Origin of the sequence: Pedobacter sp. MR2016-19 (assembly GCF_014947265.1) — a bacterium.
Lineage (GTDB): Bacteria > Bacteroidota > Bacteroidia > Sphingobacteriales > Sphingobacteriaceae > Pedobacter.
The window spans coordinates 1-23014 of the sequence record NZ_JADCNK010000011.1; the positions used below are offsets into that span (position 1 = coordinate 1).

Annotated in this window: 20 protein-coding genes; 14 read left to right on the forward strand and 6 right to left on the reverse strand. The window is 37.7% G+C overall.

The window, feature by feature from the left end; genetic code table 11:
• The first annotated feature begins 256 nt into the window (after positions 1–256).
• The 9 genes from IM793_RS14965 to IM793_RS15005 all read left to right on the forward strand — a co-directional run bounded on the left by IM793_RS14965 (position 257) and on the right by IM793_RS15005 (position 10258).
• Positions 257–463 carry a class I lanthipeptide gene (locus IM793_RS14965; protein ID WP_193422678.1) on the forward strand — a complete coding sequence of 69 codons (207 nt, stop codon included), beginning with the start codon at positions 257–259 and terminating at the stop codon, positions 461–463.
• 16 nt (positions 464–479) lie between these two features.
• The gene (locus tag IM793_RS14970) at positions 480–671 is read left to right on the forward strand and encodes a class I lanthipeptide (RefSeq protein WP_193422680.1); all 192 of its coding nucleotides are present in this window, start codon (positions 480–482) and stop codon (positions 669–671) included.
• A 203-nt stretch (positions 672–874) separates the two neighbouring features.
• Complete coding sequence (locus tag IM793_RS14975) at positions 875–1066, forward strand: hypothetical protein (protein ID WP_193422682.1); 192 nt, start codon at positions 875–877, stop codon at positions 1064–1066.
• A gap of 479 nt (positions 1067–1545) precedes the next feature.
• A complete protein-coding gene (locus IM793_RS14980; RefSeq protein ID WP_193422684.1) occupies positions 1546–2166 on the forward strand; it encodes a sensor histidine kinase in 621 nt (206 codons plus the stop codon).
• Entirely contained in the window at positions 2163–2885 is a 723-nt protein-coding gene (locus tag IM793_RS14985; RefSeq protein WP_193422686.1) for a LytTR family DNA-binding domain-containing protein, read from the forward strand. Before IM793_RS14980 ends, IM793_RS14985 begins: the two co-directional genes overlap by 4 nt.
• Positions 2886–2972: 87 nt before the next feature.
• Positions 2973–6155, forward strand: coding sequence for a lantibiotic dehydratase (locus IM793_RS14990; protein ID WP_193422688.1), 3183 nt, complete (start codon positions 2973–2975; stop codon positions 6153–6155).
• Positions 6149–8338, forward strand: a complete 2190-nt coding sequence (locus IM793_RS14995; RefSeq protein WP_193422690.1) for a peptidase domain-containing ABC transporter — start codon at positions 6149–6151, stop codon at positions 8336–8338. Before IM793_RS14990 ends, IM793_RS14995 begins: the two co-directional genes overlap by 7 nt.
• Before the next feature lies 1 nt (position 8339).
• Positions 8340–9056, forward strand: a complete 717-nt coding sequence (locus IM793_RS15000) for a hypothetical protein (protein WP_193422692.1) — start codon at positions 8340–8342, stop codon at positions 9054–9056.
• Positions 9056–10258 carry a lanthionine synthetase C family protein gene (locus IM793_RS15005; protein ID WP_193422694.1) on the forward strand — a complete coding sequence of 401 codons (1203 nt, stop codon included), beginning with the start codon at positions 9056–9058 and terminating at the stop codon, positions 10256–10258. Before IM793_RS15000 ends, IM793_RS15005 begins: the two co-directional genes overlap by 1 nt.
• Before the next feature lie 731 nt (positions 10259–10989).
• On the opposite strand, the gene IM793_RS15010 is transcribed toward IM793_RS15005, so the two are convergent.
• The 4 genes from IM793_RS15010 to IM793_RS15025 form a co-directional block, all read right to left on the reverse strand.
• Positions 10990–11514 carry a hypothetical protein gene (locus tag IM793_RS15010; RefSeq protein WP_193422696.1) on the reverse strand — a complete coding sequence of 175 codons (525 nt, stop codon included), beginning with the start codon at positions 11512–11514 and terminating at the stop codon, positions 10990–10992.
• A gap of 127 nt (positions 11515–11641) precedes the next feature.
• Positions 11642–12400: a glycoside hydrolase family 11 protein gene (locus IM793_RS15015; RefSeq protein WP_193422698.1), complete on the reverse strand. Its 759-nt coding sequence runs from the start codon at positions 12398–12400 to the stop codon at positions 11642–11644.
• A gap of 341 nt (positions 12401–12741) precedes the next feature.
• Entirely contained in the window at positions 12742–13881 is a 1140-nt protein-coding gene (locus tag IM793_RS15020; RefSeq protein WP_193422700.1) for a hypothetical protein, read from the reverse strand.
• Between the two features lie 22 nt (positions 13882–13903).
• The gene (locus IM793_RS15025) at positions 13904–14797 is read right to left on the reverse strand and encodes a TssN family type VI secretion system protein (RefSeq protein ID WP_121284547.1); all 894 of its coding nucleotides are present in this window, start codon (positions 14795–14797) and stop codon (positions 13904–13906) included.
• Positions 14798–14912: 115 nt separating this feature from the next.
• Between IM793_RS15025 and IM793_RS15030 the strand changes: the two genes are divergently transcribed.
• Positions 14913–15851 carry a type VI secretion system baseplate subunit TssG gene (locus IM793_RS15030; protein ID WP_193422702.1) on the forward strand — a complete coding sequence of 313 codons (939 nt, stop codon included), beginning with the start codon at positions 14913–14915 and terminating at the stop codon, positions 15849–15851.
• Between the two features lie 210 nt (positions 15852–16061).
• Here the strand turns inward: IM793_RS15030 and IM793_RS15035 are convergent, their stop codons facing one another.
• Both IM793_RS15035 and IM793_RS15040 read right to left on the reverse strand, forming a co-directional pair.
• Positions 16062–17927, reverse strand: coding sequence for a type VI secretion system baseplate subunit TssF (locus IM793_RS15035; protein WP_193422704.1), 1866 nt, complete (start codon positions 17925–17927; stop codon positions 16062–16064).
• A 26-nt stretch (positions 17928–17953) separates the two neighbouring features.
• Positions 17954–18388: a GPW/gp25 family protein gene (locus tag IM793_RS15040; protein ID WP_121284544.1), complete on the reverse strand. Its 435-nt coding sequence runs from the start codon at positions 18386–18388 to the stop codon at positions 17954–17956.
• 179 nt (positions 18389–18567) lie between these two features.
• Between IM793_RS15040 and tssO the strand changes: the two genes are divergently transcribed.
• Genes tssO through tssR form a run of 4 tightly spaced genes read left to right on the forward strand, consistent with a single transcriptional unit; the run spans position 18568 to position 23014 of the window.
• Positions 18568–19089 (forward strand): type VI secretion system TssO, encoded by a 522-nt coding sequence (gene tssO, locus IM793_RS15045; RefSeq protein WP_121284543.1) that lies wholly within the window; start codon positions 18568–18570, stop codon positions 19087–19089.
• Between the two features lie 10 nt (positions 19090–19099).
• Positions 19100–19585: a type VI secretion system transmembrane protein TssO gene (locus IM793_RS15050; protein ID WP_193422706.1), complete on the forward strand. Its 486-nt coding sequence runs from the start codon at positions 19100–19102 to the stop codon at positions 19583–19585.
• Between the two features lie 31 nt (positions 19586–19616).
• Positions 19617–20597: a PKD domain-containing protein gene (locus IM793_RS15055; protein ID WP_193422708.1), complete on the forward strand. Its 981-nt coding sequence runs from the start codon at positions 19617–19619 to the stop codon at positions 20595–20597.
• Between the two features lie 41 nt (positions 20598–20638).
• Positions 20639–23014: a type VI secretion system protein TssR domain-containing protein gene (gene tssR / locus IM793_RS15060; protein WP_193422711.1), complete on the forward strand. Its 2376-nt coding sequence runs from the start codon at positions 20639–20641 to the stop codon at positions 23012–23014.

Here is a 23014-nt window from a genome sequence, read left to right on the forward strand (position 1 = left end):
GGGCAGCCTAAACGGTGGTAACGAAGCGGGCACCACTACCTCTACCACCACTACAACTACACTGGTTCCGACCACAGAGTGGACTACATTTACAACTTTCACCACAGCATTTTAAGCTACCTGTAAACACAAAACAAACAGTGGGAAAAACCCTTGGCGTGTGTAGACTAAGCTGCACACGCATATTTTCCCCATTGTAAATAGAGCGGATGCCGAAAAGCTAAAAGAGTAGGTATTATTACTAAACCATACAATCATGAAATCAAAACAATTAAACAAAAACAATAAATTTAACCTGGATAAAAAAACCATCGCAAAGCTTGATCAAAGCGCATTAGGCAGCCTAAACGGCGGTGCCCAGAACATGGTAACAACTTTTGATATCCCAACTTCAATTGATTCTCCTACAACTACATCATTTGTACCAGGCGGAACAACAATATTAGAAACAACTTCAAATTAACACAGGAGATATAATCATGAAAAAGATAAAACAGCTTCAGTTAAGGAAAAAAGTAATCGCTAATTTAACCGATGATAATAAAAGCAATATTTTTGGTGGAAAAATGCAGGTAAACGAGGCAATGTTTACTACCTCCTTTGTTAATTGTACCGATTTTTTATGTTGTGAACCCGGACCTACAACTTCGAAAACAATTGTTACCCCTTAATTTTTTAATAAAGATAAATTAAAATAGAGGCTATCCAGAGGATTAGCCTCTATACATGAGGATACATTTACTAAGATGTACAATCATGAAATCGTCGCAATATACTGTTTTTTCGCAAAGTTATCCATACAATTGGAGAATTGGTGTATAATTATAGGATGAAAAACCTTTTCAGATTACTTTTATAAAAAAATAATAATAACATGAAAAAACATCTGAAAACGACCGTAAAAACTACATTTTTTTTAAAGAAAAAAACTATCGTTACACTAGACGATTATAGCATGAACCTTATTAAAGGAGGGATAAATGGAACTACTAACACCACTGAGAACCCTACCACTGGCGAAACTTTAGGTACTGCCCAAACCAGTATCGGAAATACTTGTGCATAACCTTTTTTATTCAATTTTTATATTAAAAACCTGAAATTCACAAAATTTCAGGTTTTAATGCATTTAACTCAACCCCAATTATGGATATAAAGAAATCAGGCAAAATAATTTTAATACATGCAGCTTGCTGGTTAATGTATATAACCTATGCAATTTCAATGACTTATTTGGTTAGGCCAGAATCTGTTAAATTGTTTGATTTAGTAATAAGTTATATTTTGGGCACAGGCCTTTTTTATTGCTTTGCGATTTTTATCATCCCATTTTTTTCGGTAAAGAAAAAAAGAATGTGGGGCGTGTTTTTCTTCTTGGTCCTGTTTGTTGTATATTGTTATCTGAGATTTCTGTCAAAGAACAATTTTTCATCATTTGGAACAATCCTGCATCCCCTGGATTCTTATCTGAAAAGGCCCTTTATTTATTTTTGTATCTTCGTGTTTTTGGAATATTTTATTTATGCCATAGGATATTGGTTTGCTATGGACAGCATTCAAAAAACAAAAAATGTTGCCTTATTAAAACAGCAGAATCTGGAGGTAGAAAACCAATTTTTGAAAGAACAGTTAAGTCCCCATTTCCTTTATAATACTTTAAGTTATTTTTATTCTAAAACCTTAAATTTCGACGAAGATTTAGCTGATGGATTATTGATACTTACTGATATTTTAAGGTATTCGTTAAAAACAGATGTAGAAAAAGTACCGCTAAAACTGGAGATAGAACATATTGAAAATCTTATCAAGATTAATAATCTAAGATTTAACGGGGCAGTTAACCTTATTTTTAATAAAAAATTTGAAACCGAAGACGAACATTTAATCAGTCCGCATTTACTGATTACATTAGTGGAAAATGCTTTTAAATATGGAAATTCAATAGATAAAGAAAATCCTATCCGGATTGATCTGAAATCAAATAAAGAAGGGCTTTCATTCGAAATAAGCAACAAAAAAGCGATTGGATTTAAAACCGAATCGACTGGAATAGGAATAGTTAGCCTGCGTAAAAGATTGGATTTTTTATATAAAAAAGATTATATATTAGAGATCAGAGACGAAGCTTTATGGTACAATGTAAAATTATTTATTAAAGGGTTATGATAAGATGTATAGTGTTGGATGATGAACAGCACGCAATTGATCTGCTGAAAGGTTATATAGAGAAAATCCCTTTGTTACAGCTTGTTCATTCGACTACCAGCCCCTTGGAGGCATTAAGTATTTTAGGACAGGAAAAGATCGACCTAATTTTTTCGGATATAAATATGCCTGAAATTTCAGGGATAGATTTTGTAAGGGCATTATCCGGTAAGCAACAGATTATATTTACCAGTGCCCATGGAGAGTTTGCTCTAGAAGGTTTTGAAAACGACGTTATCGATTTCCTGCTTAAACCCATTTCCTTTCCCCGGTTTCTGAAAAGCGTTCAAAAAGCATCATTATTGATTGCCTCAACTAAACAGGCCCAGACATCTTCTGATGAAAATTTTATGTTTGTAAAAACCGAGCAGAAGGGCAAACTTATTAAGGTAAATTTCGAAGATATCGATTATGTTGAAGGCATGAAAAACTATGTCGGGATCTATCAAAAAGGAGAATGTATACTGGCGTTAATGAATATGAAATATCTTGAGGAAACACTTCCCGAAAAGCTATTCGTACGCGTACACAATTCTTACATCGTTTCTATAAACAACATCACGATGGTAGAAGGCAACCAGGTCCGTCTTAAAAACATTTCAGGAAAAATCCCTATCGGGGTTACTTACAAAACAAATTTCCTCGAAAGGATACACCTTAAAAATAATCATAATATTTAAATGTATCCCCATTAAATGGCTATTGGTGTAACCAATTTTTAAAAACGCCATTCCCTTTTTATCATTGATCATACAATTGAAAAAGATATGAAAAATGATAAAAAGGATTTTCCTTACGAGTTTCACCCGAAACTTATTTTGCGTACCCCACGCTATGCGTTTAATACACAGAACAACGTTAGTGATATCAGCTCGTTTTTGAATGACGATTCGTTTATGGAGGCGATCTATCTGGCTTCTCCTGTATTGCATAGCGAGTGTTGCAGGTTAAAAAGAAACGAGATCAAGGATCAGAAAGATATTACCAGGCTTACCAATTCGCTTGTAAAATACATTGGCCGAATGAGCTCCAGATCTACCCCGTTCGGTTTATTTTCCAGCTGCTCGGTTACCTCATGGAGCGAATCCGAAACCAACGTATCATTTCACAACAATCAATTCAGCCGACATACACGGCTTGATATGCACTACCTTTGTGCTCTTGCACTTCAGCTTTCCAATAATCAGAGCATTAAACCCTTTTTAAAATACTATCCAAATTCCAGCATATATTCAATTTCTGATGAAATAAGATATGTGGAATATAAATATGTTTCCGGTCGAAGATCTCACCGGATCAGTGCATTAACAAGTTCAGCTTATTTAACAAAAATCATCGAATTAGCTGCCACAGGCAAATCGGCCCTCGAATTGGCAGGTGCCCTGGTAAGTGAAGAGATAACCCTCGAAGAAGGATTGGGCTTTATTTCCGAACTGATTGATGAACAGCTTCTGGTTAGCGAGCTCGAGCCGGCAGTAACCGGACCAGAGTTTATCCACCAGATTCTTGCTACACTGGGTAAAATTAACGAAAATCATCCCAGCGAAGTTCTTGGTCAAATCCTAAGCACTATCGGAGAGATTGAGAACCGCCTTGCGTTGCTTGATAGCAATGTTCATAATCCCATTGATGCTTACAAAAAAATTATCGACCTCATCGGAAGTTTAGGCGTTGGTTTTGATGAGGGTAAACTGTTTCAAACCGATATGAACAAAGAAGTAATTACCGACAATGTACACATATCCCTTCAGGATGATCTCCGCGATGCTTTTACCTTGGCAAACGCCTTATACCCCGAAAAAAGGCATGCAAATCTCTCTTCTTTTGCAAAACGGTTTTACGAGCGTTATGAAGATCAGGTAATGCCATTATTAGAGGTGCTGGATACCGAAACAGGCATTGGTTATCTCGAAAACAGTAATCAAAACATTTCTCCTTTAATCGAAGGAATTATTCTTCCGGCTAAACCAAACAAAGGCGCAAAATCTGTTCCTTTCGATAGTGCTTCCATACTTTTGTTCAACAAACTAAAGGAAGCTAATGCTGCCAATCAATATGAAGCTGAATTTAAAGAAGACGATTTTAAAAACTTTGCACCCAATTGGGATGATACCCCACCATCGGTATCCATACTTTTTAAATTGGTAAACCATGATGATAGTCAGATCCTTGTAGAAACAATCGGTGGCTCGAGTGCGGCAAATCTTTTGGGCAGGTTTACCCACGCCGATCAGAATATCCATAACATTGTAACGGATATTACCAGCCAGGAACAAGAACAGAACAAAGATGTGGTTTTTGCAGAGATTATACATTTACCCGAAAGCCGTATTGGAAACATCATGCTTCATACCGAATTTAGGGATTATGAGATTCCTTATCTGGGTAAATCATCGCTTTCGCCCGAACAACAGATCAATGCCGACGATTTAATGGTTGCAGTGAGGTACAATAAAATTATTCTATTTTCAAAAAGGCTTGGGAAAGAAATTATCCCCCGCCTTAGCACCGCACATAATTTTAGCTATAAAGCACTGCCTGTTTACCAGTTTTTGTGCGATCTCCAGACCCAGGATCTTCGGGCCGGGTTTAAGTTTTCGTGGGGAAGTATGGCTTCCCAGTACAAATTCTTACCACGCATGCGCTATAAAAATTTAATCCTTGTACCGGCACAATGGCAATTACCAAAAGATGAGTTTAAAAGTTTAACTCATGCAGATCCAGGAAATTTGACCAATGCAATTATTGATTTTAGACAAAAATGGAATATGCCACGGTATGTTTGCCTTGCTGATGGTGATAACGAGCTTTTAATCGATTTTGAAAACCTGCAAAGTGTAAACAGCTGGTTAAAAACCATAGAAAACCGATCGAGTATTTTGTTAAAAGAGTTTATGTTCAATACCGATTCTTCTATATCCACTATAGATAAAGGCGCTGTAGTTAACCAATTTATTGCTACGCTGATTAATAAAAACCCTGTTTATAAAACTTCCTTATCCGAAAAAATCAAGCTTAACCAAATAGAAAACATAAACCGCAGGTTTGGTCCCGGATCGGAATGGGTTTACTTTAAACTCTATTGCGGCACCACCTCGGCAGATCGGATTTTGGAAGAAAACATCGCTTTGATTATAGATGAACTTAAAAAAAGAGATATCATCGATAAGTGGTTTTTTATAAGATATAGCGACCCACACTTTCATTTAAGGATCCGCTTTCATCTTAAAAATACCGAACACATCGGCGAGTGCATGAGGATTATAAATAATTCTATTGTGCAGCTACAACTAGAGGGGCTGATCTGGAGGGTGCAGCTCGATTCTTACCAAAGAGAGGTAGAACGTTACGGTGAAAACACGATCGAACTTGCTGAATCGGTATTTTGTGCAGATAGCGAAGGTTTTCTACAGTTTTTATCACTTACCGAGGGCGACGGAAGAGAAGAGATCAGGTGGCTATGGGGCCTGAGGTCTGCAAATGCCCTACTCGAAAATTTCTCTTTGTCGTTAGAACAGAAAGCAGAGTTGTTAAATGCAATTAAAACCAGTTTTGCCAATGAGTTTAATATGGATAAAAACCTCAAGTTACAGATTAACAAAAAGTACGCAGATAACCGGAGCATGATTACTACGATGATGGGTGATACTTCACAAATCGGTAAAGATTTTATACCGCTGCTCGATATCATTACTGAAAAATCGTTGCAAACCGAGGGTTTCGCAAAGAAAATACTGGAGCTTAAAATGCAGGGCAAACTCATGGTTTCTTTACCCGATTTACTTGGCTCATATCTACACATGTTACTCAACAGGTTATTCATTGCAGATGCGCGTGCCCACGAACTCATTGTATACGATATTATGGCAAAGTATTATCAATCCCAGATTGCCCAATTAAAAAACAAACCACAAGTAGGTGAGCGCTTAAATCAATTAGAAAAATGCTAAACAAATTTCCTTCATATAAACAGCATGATGAAATGGACTGTGGCCCAAGCTGTCTAAAAATCATCTCTAAATATTTCGGAAAGGATTTTTCTCTTGAATATCTCCGTCAGCTTTGCAATACAAGCCGTTCAGGAAGCTCGCTGTTAAGCATAAGCGCGGCTGCTGAGAAACTTGGCTTCCGCACCGTGGGAGCCAAAATTGAGTTTGAAGATATGCAGACTGAAGACTTATTTCCATGTATTGCCTATTGGCGGCAAAAGCATTTTATTATTGTATATAAAATAAAAAAGAATACCGTTTATGTTTCCGATCCTGCGTACGGCTTAATTAGCTACCCTAAGGAGGAATTTATAAAAAACTGGTCAACCGATGGCAAAACAGGGATTGTGATGGCCATTGAGCCAACGGCCGATTTTTTCGACATCGAAGAAGACGAGCAAAAGCAACCCTCAAAAAGAGGGATGAAGGTGCTTTTAAAGTACCTCATCCCTTATAAAAAACTTCTTTTTCAGGTGTTTTTAGGCCTCATTGCCGGGAGTGTTTTACAGTTGATAATCCCTTTTCTTACACAGAGCATTGTTGATATCGGAATTAAGCAGAATGATCTAAATTTTATCAATCTTATTTTAATTGCCCAGCTTGTACTATTTATCGGGCGGACGAGTATCGAATTTATGCGTGCCCACATCCTGTTACATGTAAGTTCAAGGATCAATATTAAGCTGATTTCTGATTTCTTTATCAAACTGATGAAATTGCCCCTGGGTTTTTTTGATACGAAATTAACCGGTGATATTCTTCAACGGATAGCCGACCACCAGAGGATTGAGACCTTTATTACAACAGGATCGTTAAATACCCTATTCTCCTGTATCAATATTTTGGTTTTTGGAGGGGTACTGGCTTATTATAATGTGATGATATTTCTGGTTTTCCTTTTTGGAAGCGCCCTGTACTTTGTATGGATTTCGGTATTCATGAAAAAACGTGCAGAACTTGATTATAAACGGTTTTCTACACTTTCTTTAAATCAGGAAAAAAACCTGGAATTGATTTATGGCATGCAGGAAATAAAACTTCACAATGCCGAAAGAAAAAAAAGATGGCAATGGGAACATGTTCAGATCAAATTGTTCAAAGTTAACCTAAAAGGGCTTTCTCTAAAGCAAAGCCAAACCGCAGGATCATCTCTTATTAACGAGCTTAAAAATATTTTTATCACATTTTTATCAGCAAAACTTGTGCTTCAGGGAGAAATCAGTTTGGGTATGATGTTATCCATTTCTTACATAAACGGCCAGTTAAATAATCCGGTTTCGCAACTTCTCGATTTTTTTCAGTCTTACCAGGATGCGAAGATCAGTGTTGCACGCATCAATGAAATTCACGATAAGCCAGATGAAGAAAAAAATAACCCTGTTTATTTGGCCGTACCCGAATCGGGGAATGTGGAGTTAAAGAATATTTCTTTTTCTTATGATAAAGACCTGAGGAACGATCCGATATTGAAAGACATCAACCTCATTATCCCAAGAAACAAGGTTACGGCTATAGTTGGTTCGAGCGGCAGTGGAAAAACCACATTACTTAAACTCCTATTAAAATTTTACGAGCCCGACGCCGGAAAAATTGTGATCGGAGCGAATGCTATTTCTGAAATTTCTCATCACGAATGGCGGAATCATATTGGCTCCGTGATGCAGGAGGGTTATATTTTTTCGGATAGTATTGGCAATAACATCGCGGTTGGAGATGAGGTACCCGATAAAATCCGGTTAAAAGAGTGCCTTAAAATAGCCAACATTGATGAGTTTGTCGCAAAATTACCTCTTGGTGTAGAAACCAAAATCGGACCAAACGGATATGGCCTCAGTACCGGACAGAAACAACGGCTGCTTATAGCCCGGTCTTTATACAAAAACCCTTCCTTTCTGTTTTTCGACGAAGCCACCAGTGCATTGGATGCAAATAATGAGAAAGTGATTATGAAAAGATTGGAAAAGGCCTTTGAGGGGCGCACCGTACTTGTTATTGCGCACCGGTTGAGCACGGTTAAAAATGCCGATAAAATTGTGGTACTCGAAGAAGGAAAAATTGCAGAGGAAGGTACCCACGATGAGCTTGTTATTAAACAGGGCCTGTATTATACACTTATTAAAAACCAGTTAGAATTAGGTGCATAAGATGGAAAAGCAAAAAATAGGAATAACGGATCACGATTTATTAAACAATGGCGAGGTTAACCAATTGCTTGGTGCCGGTCCATCCAACTTAATCATCAAAGGAAATATCCTGCTGTTGATATTAATTGTTGCTATGGGCTGTTTGGCCTGGTATATTAAAATTCCAGATACAGTTATTGGTGCCGCAACGTTAAAGCCAAGCCAGGCTGTAAGTGTGATAAGAACCGTAAACGACCTTACTGTGCAAAAACTTTTAAAAATTGATGGAGATATTGTAAAAGCAGGCGATACGGTATTTACAGCAAATGATGGTATGGTTTTCAGATCGGATAGCGCAGCCAAAGTTCTTTATTTAAGAAAATTAAGTCGGGGCAGCACCGTTAAAAAAGGAACCCAGCTCGTTGCACTTTTACCTGTAAATCAAAATATCGAAATTTTAACCTACGTGCCGGTTTCTGATTATTCGAGGATTAAGTTAGGGCAAAAAGCAATAATAAGCATCGTAAGTGAATTTAACGGACTAGAAAAATTAACCGGGCACATAGAAGGCATTGCCATTCCTAAAGAGGGCGATAAGTTTGGTGTAGCAAGCATTAAACTTGATCAAAACGATTATAAACTAATATGTGATAAGCCCCAGATGTTGTATGCTGTTAAGGCATTTACCAGTATTGTTTATGGCGAGTCGAATCTGATCAATCGATTATTTAAAAAATAATGCAGAACACTGTCCGGCACAAAAAAATTATCGAAAAACTCGAAACGATAAATACTTATTTATCGTCGAAAAAACTTTCCGGGGATAATAATATCTCCCTTACTTCTGGCATAACGGGTGTTTGTTTATATTTTTATGAGTATAATGCCTATGTAAAAAGTTTATCCTCCAAAAAAAGATTTACCCAGGCACTTTCGCGCAGTTACAAAATTGTCCAATTATCCGATGTTTTAGAAACTTCTTTTTCTGCCGGAATTTCTGGATGGGGCTGGCTAATTAAGCATACCGAGAAAAAGGGTAATATAAATGATAACCTTGATAACGAAATTGATGCTGTATTAGACGAACAGCTTGATGTATTTTTATCAACTAATAATTATGATTTTCTGCACGGCGCTATAGGTATTGGGGTTTATTCTTTAAAAAGGGAACAGCCCGCCCGTATTAAAAAAATTGTTCAGGCCCTTTACGATAATTGTATTGATGAAAATGATGAGGTGAAATGGAAAAGATTTGATCAATTTAACTACCGTGCAGATTTATACGACTTTGGATTTGCCCATGGGGTAGCAGGTATTTTGGCCTTTCTACTCAAATGCCACGAAAAAGGTATTTGTTGTAACCTTATTGAAGGGCTGTTAAAAAAAGGCTTTAATTTTTATATAAACAACATTCAAACAGAAGATTATGATGCGGGCATTTTTCCAAATAAGGTATTAACAACCGATTATAAAAAAAGTGGCGCAGCACCGGCAATTACTATGCAGGGTTGGTGTTATGGCGATTTGGCAACCTGTTTAGTTCTTTTAAAAATCGCCAGATTATTTAACAATAAGGCTGATGAAAAAACAATAATGGATCTGCTATATCGGATAGCTAAAAGGCGGAGTTTTGATAAAAATAGGGTTATTGATGCCGGCTTTTGTCATGGCGCAAGTGGCATTGCTTATTTATACCTCAAAATCTGCTGTTTAATAAAGGATAATATGATGGAAAAGGAGCTTAAATATTGGATAAACTTACTCATATTGCCCCACGCAGTAAAAGGAAACTGTTTTGAATTTTACCTTGGCCCCAAATATGGCTTGGGCGAAGTTACCGGCCTATTAAATGGAACAGCGGGGGTAGGACTGGTCCTCTTAGCGTACCTTAGTAGGGATAACCAATTTAATCCGGACTGGGGAGAATGTTTAATGTTATAAAAAGCAACCATATAACTGCTAGCACGCTTAAACAAGCACATTTTATTCGTATAGTCTTCCCTATCAATAATCCCTTAAAAAAGACAACCTTACCAACCAAACAACTTTTATTGGATTCGATCTGATCACTATCGAAATAACTTGGAGTTATCGCAGACAAAGCCGCCAAATATTCTGCGAGTTCAAATTTTTATTTAAAAACAGCTGCCCGTTTCGCTATTTTCTGTCATCTCTTTCCATTGAAAAAATGCGATATCCAAGATTCATACTTTGTGATAACTCTAAACAAAGGGGATAACTTTCTGGAGATACAAGTTATCAGAGATAAATTTATATCTGTTACTTTCTTGCTGAAGTATTGTTAAATTTGATTTATAATTGTTGTTCTTAAATAGATTTATTGGCGTGCATTTAGAGTGCATTATATTTTGTTGTTTATAAATTGCTGTAAAATAGATATTTACATGATTTGGTTCGAAGGCCGTCCATTCCGCAATAAAGGCCTCAACTTTTTAAGTTGAGGCCTTTATGTTTTCTGGAAACACAAAATTATCCTTTATTTCCGAAAGAAAAAGGCGAGCAGTTCTGTGAACAGATTATGGATACTCGTCAATTATGACTTAAAACTATTGATAAGTTGGTTAAGTGTGTAAGTGACAGAATTAGCATTTTTTCAGTAGTTTGCCTTGGAGCAATAGCCCGGTAGAAGGAATGTGAACGGCAGATAATGCTTACCTATTTGCTGATTTTTTTTTCAACAGTTCTTCGTATGCAGGTCCCTGATCTTTTTCCGCACCATTAGTAATCTTTATTCCGGCTTTCTCAAACTCACTGATTAATCTTTTATCGAAATCTGCGATGTATGATGCAAATGATAAAGAATCTTTTTGTTCAGGAATTGTTTTAAAAGGAATATTCGGTTCTTTAAACCTGTGCAAAATGGCTTTAGTACTATCGTTTCCTTCCAAAAGAATAGAGTCGCCGTAGTTTGTAATCTTGGCTATATAATCCTTGGTAAGGTATTTTAAGGAATCATTTTCTATTTTATAAGGAAGTTTGAACCGGCCCACTTTCTGATTATAGAAAACTACATTTTGCGAATCAATATCAAATTCGCTATATCCATTTGCTGTGGAAAACCGATGCCATTTTCCGATCAGTAATTTTTTATTTCCATCTATATTTTTAGGATTTGGCGAATTGCAGGAGGAAACGATAAAAATGAAAAAAGCAAGGAAATAAAATATGGATCTCATGGTAACTAATTGTTAAATAATATTAAAAGCATTTTTAATCCAGGTAGTGATGAGGATTACCTACAGTACATTACTGCCCGGCTTATTGCCGGGCAGTAATGTGGTTATAACCGTTTTAAACAAATGTTTACTGTGCCCAAATGGTACAGTTGATATTGCCATTGGTATTAGAGCCCCATGTTTCTGAAACCATAATTGCAGGAATATTTAACTGACCAAGCGTATATCCGTAACTTTGCCATTTGTTGTAGTGGTTGGCAAAAGTAATGACATGATTCTGTCCGGTAGAAGTTTTTGTAACCCTGGAGCTATAAATCTGCCTGAAACCGTCACCACCGTCGATATTTTTACCTGTCATCCATCGGGTCCATACGTTATAAGCTGCACCATCGGAGTTAAATGTCCCCAGGAAAGTACCGGTATGAGGTGAAACCGAACCCCAGGTTTCATTCACATAATACTCATAATAAGGGCTTCTGCTCCATCCGTACCAGCCAAAAGTACCACCTCCGGAGTTTGAATAAGTGCTCAGGTTATAGCCTATTTTATAGGTTTTTGACCCTACCGAATAACCTTTACCGCAAGTAAAATTACCATTAAATCCGTTCCAGTTAATGCTGTAATTTCCGGCAGCACCATTGGCATAATTGACTGTGCCGGTTGCGCCGTCACTCTTCCAAAGCGACCAAAAGAAGCCGTTATTTGTACCAGATTGGTAGGTTTCTACCGTTGCGCCTGGTTTCGTAGAAGCAGTAACTGGCACTGGCGCCATCTTTTCTTCTTTTTTACAGCCTGTTAAACATGCAGCGCTTGCAAACACGATGGTTGCAGCCACAACAAAAGTAACCTTCCTGGTTACACTTGTCAGTGAGTTTTGTTTTTTCATATAATGATATTGGTTAGGGAAGCAAAGTAAATGTATTTAGGTCTGATGAATGACTAATAATCGACAAATTTGTAATACAAATGTTCATACTACGATTGTCTTCTTTGTTTTATAGTGCTGTGGCCGTTTCATCTTGCCTTTATTTGTCATTGATGCAAAGCAGATGTGAGCGTGGAATGATAAAAAAGCAAGATCGCTGTTCAAAACCGTTGATTATAGGGAAGATTAGCACAAAAGACCAGGATGAAGATCGGTGGAGAGCTTTTAATTTATATGTGCAAAAAAAGCCGTACCCGGTTATGGGTACAGCTTAATTACAAAATTTACTCCGAGAAATAATTTTAATCCAGCAAAGTCCAGGTTTTTCTGGCTTGTACCTGTTGTACAACCTGCTGTTCGGCAACCACAATATTTTCCTTGCGTTGCCCGATATATTCTAATCCACTCAATTTATTCCAGAGGGCTACCAACACATTCATAAATTCGTTGGCCATTACCATGCTGTTGTTAATCTGTTTATGATCGTAAACCAATTCAATGGTTTTAGCTAAAAGCTCTTCAAAGTTTCCTGGAGTTACATCTTTCCACTCGTAAAAATATTTAAGCAGTTCTTCCCGTTCACGCGGATCAATCAGTTTTATAGCTGTAAAAAAGATATGTGCCAAACTGGAAAAATAACCAGTTAAAACAACCGGCGATTCGCGGTGTGCAATGTTTCGGTATTCGTAAAATAAACCTGCAATATAATCTACAATCTTCTCAGAAATCAGACGGATATTCTTGCCAAGAGGAGTGATATTATCGCGGCCTGCTGTTTTATCAATAATCTTAAATGCGGCCAATTGTAAATCATTCAATAAAACACTGAATGACTCATAATATCTGATTAACGCCGGATGGCTTGTTATGGTTGAGCTTGGCGGGATATAATTATTGTTGATCGATAATCTGCCGTTCTCATAATAAACCTGTCCAATTGTTAGAAAATAGCTGTCTGCTGTTTGCGAATTCACTTCACTTTCTGGTAAAACAGCGATGGAATAGCTTTTAGTTAGTTCAGGGTAGCGAATCGGGCTTTCTTCAGGATTTGGTGTGCCAGCGGGCGCCCGGTTAAACGGACTCACTACCAATAAAATAAAGTAGTTACGCGGCTCCGACTGCCCAAAATAGTGGTTGTGTACCAGCGTATCCATATTATCAGATTGTACTATGTCAATGTGGCAACCTTCAGGTGTAATGGCATTACAATACCTTACCCTCACCTCGATATGGTTAGTTGCTTTTTCGATAATTTCGATATCATGCGAACTTTTATAACCCGAAAAAGGGGGTAAAAATCCGTAATTGCTATTGTTTAAATGTAGAGAGGCGGCATCGCGTACAAAGTCCTGCAAGTAGAGATCACTCAAGGTAAAATGATCACTGGAGAGCTTCATGCCATTAATCCAGTTAATGGATTTATATTTTAGCGGCTTTATCATGGTAGATGTTTTTAATTATAGATTAGATAAAGATAGCACTTTCTCCAACTTCATTTGGTTTGTTAATATTTTCAGATACCCGTTTAGCATAAATCGTCATTTTTTCGGTAATGCCGTTTTCAATAATATCCAGATCCGGATCAATAAAGATATTCCGTTTAAAGAAGGAAGTTTTAATAAAGAAAATCCATTTATAATTTTCCATATCGTCGCTCCTGAATTCCACCGGACTTTTGGCAAACTTTAAATTATAATCATCTATAAACTTGTGGAACCAGATACCGAAGTTCATGTTTTCTACCGCTTTTACCTTTACTTTCAATGGCTCAGGATCACTGCTTTTTTTATAAAGCTCAAGTTCCAATACCAATAAACGGTTAAAGTCTACGTGGTCCATGTTAATATCCAGTGGCGTATCAGGATATCTCCAAATTTTGTAAATTTCTGATGGAATCTCCAATAAGGAAACATAAGCCCACCAAAAAATAAGTGGCACAAAGAAACAGGCAATACTGCCCGCGCCGAACCACCCAAAATTTACCGCACTTAACCAGTTAAAGGCCAGTTGAAATAAATAAACAGATAAAATGGTCGAAATTAATGTGGCAAAAAAGATAAAAACTTTACGCTCCAGCATATCCTTCGGGTAGTATTTGGTTAACAGGTAAACGAAAACCGTTCCCATTAAAAGGTAAAAGATACAGCAGATAATGTATCCCCAGGGCATAAAATTGAAGTTTAGAAAGCCTAAAAACCCCGGGATGGCCAAAATAATGCCAATTAACAGAACACTTACGATGAGTCGTTTGTTATTGAGAAACTGGTTCTTCTTGTTAATGATAGAAAGCACCGCTGTTGATACCATGAAAATCAGCGGGAATAAGAGAAAGCGGATAAAAAATGATTGAACGTCCATTAAATTTTTATAGATGTGATGTACTACAAATATAGTATCTTAGTATTTGATTATAATTGTTATTTTTTTGATAATTAAAATTTAACCTATAACAAAAATGAAGCCTTAAAGTTTAATGAAAAAAGAAACTTTGATTAATAACGAACTATTTACAGATTATAAGGCCGTTGCCCACGCTGCCGACCTGATAGAACGTAAGGTGGTTGATGCCGATCGGATCGAAATTATCCCATTGGGACCTGATAAACGTGCATTTGCGAAAGATATCGAGGTTGCCACAACTTATTATTCTGAAAAAAGAAGACAAGATCGCATCCGCATCAATACCAACCGCGAAGGCTTGTATGATATGCTCCCCGAAGGACTTTTTCACCGTCCGCCAACCGGTAGTGCAGGCATGGACGAGGAATCGATGATTAAAGACATCAGAGACAGGAGGGAGGAAGAAAAAGAGGCCAGGTTATTTTTTACACCTTTTGATGCCGAGATCAATTATGTAAGAATTATGACCGAGCTATATGAGAATATGCTCGATAAAAAAACAACCTATTCCGATTTAAGTCAGATTTTTGAATTTGGCTGGGATGAGTTTAATCTGCTCAATAAAGAGCAGAGTATTATCTGGATGCACCTGCTGCCTGAGATCCAGCAGAAACGAAACGACATCGATTTTGTATCGAAGGTGCTAACCGCATTATTTAACCTGCCCCTTACTATTGTGGATGCCACCGCTAATATTGCCCCGGTAAAAATCGCAGAAGGAATGCAGATGCAGTTGGGCGGGAGTGCGCTGGGTATCGATACCATCATAGGCGATAGTTTTATGCCCGAAAATGAAGCGTATAACATTAATATTGGCCCTACTTTTCCACAGGAATTGATTAAATTTATCCCCGGACAGAAAAACAGGGCCATTCTGGATATGGCTATCAGTTATTTGATGCCTGTTGATGCCGAAGTAAATGTAGAGCTCCTTACCGCAGCCGATTATCAGGAAACAGTATTGAGCGAGGGTGGTGAAAGTGCTTATTTAGGTTATACGGTTTATCTTTAAATAATAATGGCCTGCAGGAAAACCGAAGGAGGTTGCCCTTGCGAGGCATCAAACAATTCTACACGATCGAACTTTCATAATACCGTCGAAGAGTGCAAGGAAATCAAGAACCACAATTGCTCAGCGAAGCTAAATTTGTCTAAATAGATCTCTCCATTCCACTACGTTCCAGTTGAGATGACGGTATTTATTTTAAGTCCTATCACAACCTTAAACCGCCCTATACATCGTCGGCTTCAACAGCAAGCGGTAATGTATATTCATGGTGCTTCTTAAATTTAATTTTGCCAATGTCAAGCTCAACAGTTCTTCCCAGTCCTGTGTACTCAGGTTCAGCTGATCTGCAGGCTCGATCAGAATATCGGTGGTTTTAATAAAACCCGCATTAGGTTTATTATCCATAATCAAACCTTTGGCAAGCGTAATTCCCTTTAATTTGTTGCCCAGTTCGTAACGGCAAAAATTGATCACATCAGCCTTCGTAATAATCCGGTCGGCAGTGGTTAAGCCATATTTATAAGCCTGCACCCGGTTGGTGGAATTCAATCTTGACCGGCCGCCTTTTGTTTGGCTTAATAAAAAGATACTTTCAGCATTTACTCTATTGTTATCGTATACCACTAAACGGCTACCGGCATTGATGTGGTTGGCTTCTTCGGCCTGGGTAACCCAAATATCCAAAAATAAAATGTCCGCATCGTCAATCGGTTTTAATACAATATAGCTTGGCAACTCTTTAATATCTTTCAGCGCCGATCGACTTTTTTGTTCAATCAGGGCAATATTCTGCTCCAGGTTTTTAAGGATGGTACTTAAAAAATCAGGTCCATAAGCTGTAAAAGCTGCTTTTTCATCACGTAAAAGCTCAAAAAGATAATCAACCAGTTCTTTTGCATTCCTGGTATCAAAACGCTCCGTTCCTCCGTATCGGATCGAGAAAGAACCATCGCCTTTTTCATTCTCGTTGGTGTAGGGAATTTCGTTATAACTTTTCCCTTTATTATCCTTCAGGTTTTCTACCGCGAGCATCTGGTCCAGCGATTCCGTTTTAATTGGGATAATATTTTTCATCGTTTTAAGCCGGTGTTTAATCTGGCTTAACCGTTTATTAACTACCGGGAACGCGTTGATATAAATATGAAGCTCGTTCAGCATTTCCTGGTTTATCGCTGCCGGAAAAATTACTTTAAGCCATTTTACCGAATTATCGATTTGGTTTAAAACCGCTGGTTGAAACAGGTTTGAAAACGCTGGAGGGAGTTCCCCGCTTTCGTCGATATTGAAGTCGTTAAGGTCGCCCAGGGTAATAAACCTATTGCTGTAAAACTGTAAAACATCCGCTTTAATCAGATTAAGCAATTGCTTGTGATGAAAAGGTGCCTGTACCTTACCCGTTAAAGGCTCGTCCATAAAACGTTCAGTATAGGCCGCGAGTTCGTTATTTTTGTAGAACCATTTTCCCAGCGAGAGCAGATCATAAGTGTTTTCAGGCACCGAATAATTTTTCCAGTCGAAAAATAAGTTCAGTTTATTAAAATCCATCCAGTCTTTAATTCCACTAAAACCGATATACATCGTGTTTTTCTCTACCGAAGTACCGGGAAGTGTATTGTGAATGGGTTGTTTGCCCAATTGTTCTACATTAAACAGGGTGTTTCCGGTAACAATATATTTTATAGCTGCATTATTTACTTTTACGGTATGCAGCGGACTAAAAAAAATATCGGTTTTTTTTGCCTTATCGTTTTCCTGAGGGATGTTTTTCTTAAATGCAAACTGCGAATAAGGAGAAAGATAATCCTGCTGCTCAATCGGTCTGGCATGCATAATGGCATGAGCAGGTAACGAAGAAGTTAAATGATCGGGGGCTAAAATGCGGCTGATCTTATCAAAAATCCTGTTCTCTAAATTTTTAACATCATTGGCAACATTAAAAAGCTCATTGCTCAAGGCTTCAATAATCAGCCTAACCAGCGGATCGAAGTCGTTACTGTCTTTAACATTCCAAAAATCTTCAGCATTTTTTAAAATTCTATTGCGGATTTCATCTTTAGATGAGTAAAAAACTGGTTTCATGTGTAGGATATTTGGGGCGTTTTAGATTAGGTGGATAGCGGGCTGAGGAATAATGCGGTGTTGAAAAAATATTTTTCGCCTGTGGTTTTTATCAGTGCCCGTACACTAATATCAACCTTTTTTTTGATCTCTGTTATCTTACGCAGGGGATATACATTTTCTACTTCCGTAATGCGTACTTCAACCGAAGTATTATAGATCCTGAACTCATAATCGGTAATGGATTTAAGCAATGATTTGCGGAATTTTTCCTCCCAGAGGCTTTCACTAACGATTAATTCGAAGTCAAGGTCCCATATCTCACAGCCAAAATCGTTGCGGAACCGGTGTTCCCCATACCGTGTGAAAATGATCAGTTCGATATGGTGCGAAATCGATCTTCCAAGGTCAGTTGGCTGAAGCCCAGTACCTGAGAAAAGAGACTTAAATCTGAAGGGTTTGTTGTAAAAATTTTCAGACATAAAGGATTTGGCTTAAAGTTTGCTAAAAGTAAAATAAATAAAATCGTTTTTATTATCAAACAACAAATATTAAAAATTGTTATAGACAATGTTAGTTTGAAAAAGGTTGAGTGATTAAGGTGAAAGAGATGTCAGATTAATGTGAAAACTAATGCTATGTGAAAACTATTTAATGCTCTATGAAACCCATCAATGCCATCGAAATCAGAACTTCTTATACGAGGTTCATTCTCAACTTTGTATTTCTAACGCTTTTCTCCATTCTCTGTATCTATCTTTTTTTTGCCGCATCCGACTATGAGTATACCCTGCTTGATAAAAAGGTAAAGGAAAGCGATAAATTATCTTACCTAAGAAAAGATATCAATACAAATTTTGACCTTATTCAGGTCCGGTTCAAAGAACTTGCCCAATATCGCGATTATAATGCAAATGAAATGAGCAAGCAAAGTATCCTGCTTAGTGATATCCAGAGCGCTAATAATAAGATAAAAGAATTAATTTCTAAAAAAACAGAACCAAGTCCGAGTTTCGATCTGTACGGAAAACTAAACAATAATGTTGGTGCAATGGCCGATTTACAAGATTCGCTTTTCCAATCAAGGAGCGATATACAGCGGTACAAAGAACGTATAAACGAGTGCCAAAAGGCAAATCAATCTGCAGCACAAAAAATTAGAAACGGTCGGTACGGCAAGTAATTAAAACATCATGATTAAAATAAGCATAAAAGAAAGACGTGAACAATTCTTGTTTTTTACAGCATTGTTCGTTTTCACTGTTGGGCTTTTGAGCTTTGGGATTTTTTATAGCAATAAGTCGAAGTACGAAATTTCTAAAAAAGAACTGGAAGTTAAGATTAACGAGAACGAAGCATTCGAAAATATGGTGAAAGAAACCATGCCAACCATTGATACTACGTTTAAACAGATCACACGTTATAACCCAAATGTGCAGGCCGTTTTTTTAAAGAACGATATCCAGCTTTCATTAGGTTCAATAAAAGCTGCGTTTGACCGCAAGGCATCAGATTCACGCTATAAAATCTTTGTTCACACTGCACAGTTATACGATAGATTATTTTACGATAGACAAGAACAAAACAGAAATATTTCAGATATTGAGCTGCATAAAAGACAGTTAGATGATTGTATTACCAACAGACGGCAATTACAGCAAACAATATCTGCAAGATAAAATACCAAACAACCTATAAAAAACGCTACCTATGTCTGACACAAACACCAAGCAAGTTAATTCAAATTCGCAAGGCTATGTTATTCTCTACATCCTGCTGGCTGTACTGCTCTTAACAGGCCTGATCTTTTTATTTAAAAGTTCATTGTTCGAAAAAAGGACAATTGATGCGAGGATCCTTAAGGATGAAATTTATTTAAACGAAGATTTAGTTTTTACCGATAATACCCCAAAGGCCTCAAAATGGTTATGGGAATTTGGTAATGGCGAAAAGGCCACAACAAAAACAGGTTCGTACCACTACACCAAACCCGACACCTACATTGTACGCTTAACTGTTGATGGGGAACTCCGCCAGGAATTTCCGGTTACTGTACGTGATACCGTTCATACAGTGGCTGTAGATAGTGTGTTAACCATTAGTGGCCCTACCGCTGGTTTGGTTAACGAAGAGATCAGGCTTGAGGGTGATGGAGAAGGAAAAGACTTCGAATGGTCGTTCGGCGAAACCGGCCGGGTGGATGTAAAAGGAAAAACGGCCTTATACACCTACCGCACACCAGGGAAATACGTAGTTCGCCTTCGGTCGGATAAAGCCCGTAAGCCCGCTTTTTTAACCATTTTAATTACTGATCCAAATGCCGAAATCGTAGATGACCTGGTTGCTCCTGGCGATGGAGAACGTAAAACCATTGATGATATCAGGGCACGCCTGCAAGCCATTGCCAACGGAGCTGATTTTAACGCAAATTATTACTATCTCATTAACAAATACATGTGCAACAACGAAAAAGTAACTGTAAATGTAGAAATGAATGGTAAGAAAAAACAGACTGATATTTATTCGTATTGTATGGGCCTGACTTTTGGAGGAGAAATAGCGGTGGATGAAGCGCAATTGACCATTAAGCCCAACTCTACCTGTGCCAGTTTATTAAATATTAAACAACACTCGGGAACGGCCCAGCCTGAAGCAACAGCAACTACTGATGCTCCGGCAAAAACAAAATAGATTAACATCTTAACCTAATTTTAAGCTCATCTACAAAGAATATGAAAAAATATTATGCCTTAACCATCCTGTTTTTAGGAATATCTTTTGCCTATGCACAATCACCGGCATCCTTTGGCAAAAAAGTAAAATACATGCCTAAATCATACGAAAGGCCAGCTGAAACGATAAATGTTAACGAGAACACCCGCAGCAGCAGTTTGCCGTGGATTGTTTTTTCCGATCGTGAAGATAATTATACAACAACAGCACCAGGTGGAAGCCTGATTATGAAAAAAATCAGCTTTATGGAACCTTTTTATGTTTCAAAAGAGCAAAATGGCTATCTGAAACTGATCAAGTATAAAGCGGGAATGATCAGGGGAAGAAAAATTAATGATAAAAAAAGCGCCATCAGTTATGGGTGGATTGCCAAATCCAAACTACTTTTATGGCAACGTGCGTTCTCTAACCAAAAAACGGGTTACGCTGAAAAGGCCATTGGTATAGTTAATGGAAAAAATGCGTTAACCGAGCCGAAATTCTATTTCGATACGACCGATTCAATTTTGGTTTACAACACGCCTGAACTTAAAGACAGACGCACCAAGGTGAGATTGCATGAAATTGCCTACATCTATAAAAAATCGGAAGATGGCAAAAAATACCTGATCGGTTCTGACGATCAGCTGGTTGCAGATACAGCCTTAAAAAGTATTTATGGATGGGTTTCTGCCGAGGCTATACATAGCTGGGGAGATCGTTTGTACATCACCTCCGTTAAACCAGGCGACTATGATACGGATGATTCAACCGCACTGGCCATTAAAAATGGCATTGATAAAGGAACAGCTTTCGTAATAGATCCTTTATTGTCAAGAGAAAACCTGATCCTGCGTAGTGTGCCTGTTGTTTCAAATGATGAGGGCGGCAACATGGTAGGTATTGCTGCAGATGTTTACAACAAAAAAGACAATAAGCTATTAACTATTAATGGTTCTTCACTTTCCTATCAGGATTACCTGAAGCTGCGCAAAAATAAAACAAAAGTAAATGTTGTTTTCGTAGTGGATGGCGGAAGCCCGATGACTAAGTATTTCTCCGGAATGACCAATACTATTGCGTCTTTCGAAAATATTATGGGCGATTTTGGTAAAGGAACCAAAGTAAACTTTGGCGGTGTAGTGTACCGTGGTGAAAGCGGATGTGGACAACAGGGTATTTTTGTTAGCCCGATCCAGGATGATTACAGGAAATTGATGACTTTCTTATCAAATCAGGCAAAAAATACCATGAGGTGTAATGGCGAGATTTCGGAAGAACCGGTTTTTAGCGCGTTAAAAGCAGGAATAAACTTATTTAAAGCGAAAAAGAACGAAACCAACTTAATTATATTGGTGGGTAGTACCGGAAATTCAGGTGGAACGAACAATTATCTGATTAATGAGCTGAGCGAACAGGTTGCCCTTGCCGATGCCCGCATTTTAGCTTTACAGGTGTACAGTGATTTTAACCAGTCGTTTAACGATTTTGTTATCCAATCGCGCAAACTCGTTTCGGAGTCTGCTATCCGTTCTGCAGAATACAGAAAAAATACGATGGTAAAAGGTGAAGGATTAAAAAGTTTTCAGCCTTATAATACAAGTTTACAGGATTCTATTTCTTATTATTTAGATTATCCTAAAAACAGTTTAATCCAGGGTGGTGTGGTTTTCCCGACCAAAGGATCAGTAAATTCAAACCAGAGTATGACGATCGCCCTGCGTCGTTTTGTAAAAGAAACCAATTCAGATATCTATAATCAGATCAGCTCGTTGGATAGCGCCTTCCGCTTAACCGGTATATCGCGTAAAAACCTATCTGCTGAGGTGGAAGCTTTATTGCCAGAACCTGTTGGTGCAGAAGTAGCAGACCGCATGCCGCATAATGCTTTTAAATATTACACTACTGCTAACTTATCTGCTGATGTAGTAAAAAATAACCGTTCCAATTTACAATATGCCATTGTATTAAATAATATGGAGTACAAGCAGATTGTAGATGTATTTTCGATTATGCTGGGGCAAAACCTTCAGGCCGATCAATCTTCTTTTAGAAGGAAGCTGGTTAAAAACTATGTAAGAATGCCTAAACAGTTTTTGGGTATGAAAATGCCATCAAGTGATATCAAGGCAATGACTTTAAGTAACTACATTAAGCTGGTTACGGGTTTGCCTTTAAACAATGAGTTTTTAGCCAAATACAAGGTAAGTGATTTAAAGAATACCTCTAAAATGCCGCTGGATGAGTTTGAAACTTACATTAAATTATTAAATCAGTCAGTTCAGCAGATTAAAAGAGCTACGCAGATTGAACAACAGTTTATTTCAAACGGCAAAATATACTACTACATTACTGAAAATAATTTTAACCCGGCAGTATTGCCTACAACCAACTAA

Bases quoted from the DNA above. Each gene is read 5' to 3' on its own strand.
- IM793_RS14970 (WP_193422680.1), top strand. From the start codon at position 480: ATGAAAAAGATAAAACAGCTTCAGTTAAGGAAAAAAGTAATCGCTAAT.
- IM793_RS15000 (WP_193422692.1), top strand. From the start codon at position 8,340: ATGGAAAAGCAAAAAATAGGAATAACGGATCACGATTTATTAAACAAT.
- tssO (WP_121284543.1), top strand. From the start codon at position 18,568: ATGAAACCCATCAATGCCATCGAAATCAGAACTTCTTATACGAGGTTC.
- IM793_RS14975 (WP_193422682.1), top strand. From the start codon at position 875: ATGAAAAAACATCTGAAAACGACCGTAAAAACTACATTTTTTTTAAAG.
- IM793_RS15050 (WP_193422706.1), top strand. From the start codon at position 19,100: ATGATTAAAATAAGCATAAAAGAAAGACGTGAACAATTCTTGTTTTTT.
- tssR (WP_193422711.1), top strand. From the start codon at position 20,639: ATGAAAAAATATTATGCCTTAACCATCCTGTTTTTAGGAATATCTTTT.
- IM793_RS15030 (WP_193422702.1), top strand. From the start codon at position 14,913: ATGAAAAAAGAAACTTTGATTAATAACGAACTATTTACAGATTATAAG.
- IM793_RS15055 (WP_193422708.1), top strand. From the start codon at position 19,617: ATGTCTGACACAAACACCAAGCAAGTTAATTCAAATTCGCAAGGCTAT.
- IM793_RS15025 (WP_121284547.1), bottom strand. From the start codon at position 14,797: ATGGACGTTCAATCATTTTTTATCCGCTTTCTCTTATTCCCGCTGATT.
- IM793_RS14980 (WP_193422684.1), top strand. From the start codon at position 1,546: ATGGACAGCATTCAAAAAACAAAAAATGTTGCCTTATTAAAACAGCAG.
- IM793_RS14965 (WP_193422678.1), top strand. From the start codon at position 257: ATGAAATCAAAACAATTAAACAAAAACAATAAATTTAACCTGGATAAA.
- IM793_RS15010 (WP_193422696.1), bottom strand. From the start codon at position 11,514: ATGAGATCCATATTTTATTTCCTTGCTTTTTTCATTTTTATCGTTTCC.
- IM793_RS15020 (WP_193422700.1), bottom strand. From the start codon at position 13,881: ATGATAAAGCCGCTAAAATATAAATCCATTAACTGGATTAATGGCATG.
- IM793_RS15005 (WP_193422694.1), top strand. From the start codon at position 9,056: ATGCAGAACACTGTCCGGCACAAAAAAATTATCGAAAAACTCGAAACG.
- IM793_RS15035 (WP_193422704.1), bottom strand. From the start codon at position 17,927: ATGAAACCAGTTTTTTACTCATCTAAAGATGAAATCCGCAATAGAATT.
- IM793_RS14985 (WP_193422686.1), top strand. From the start codon at position 2,163: ATGATAAGATGTATAGTGTTGGATGATGAACAGCACGCAATTGATCTG.
- IM793_RS15040 (WP_121284544.1), bottom strand. From the start codon at position 18,388: ATGTCTGAAAATTTTTACAACAAACCCTTCAGATTTAAGTCTCTTTTC.
- IM793_RS14990 (WP_193422688.1), top strand. From the start codon at position 2,973: ATGAAAAATGATAAAAAGGATTTTCCTTACGAGTTTCACCCGAAACTT.
- IM793_RS15015 (WP_193422698.1), bottom strand. From the start codon at position 12,400: ATGAAAAAACAAAACTCACTGACAAGTGTAACCAGGAAGGTTACTTTT.
- IM793_RS14995 (WP_193422690.1), top strand. From the start codon at position 6,149: ATGCTAAACAAATTTCCTTCATATAAACAGCATGATGAAATGGACTGT.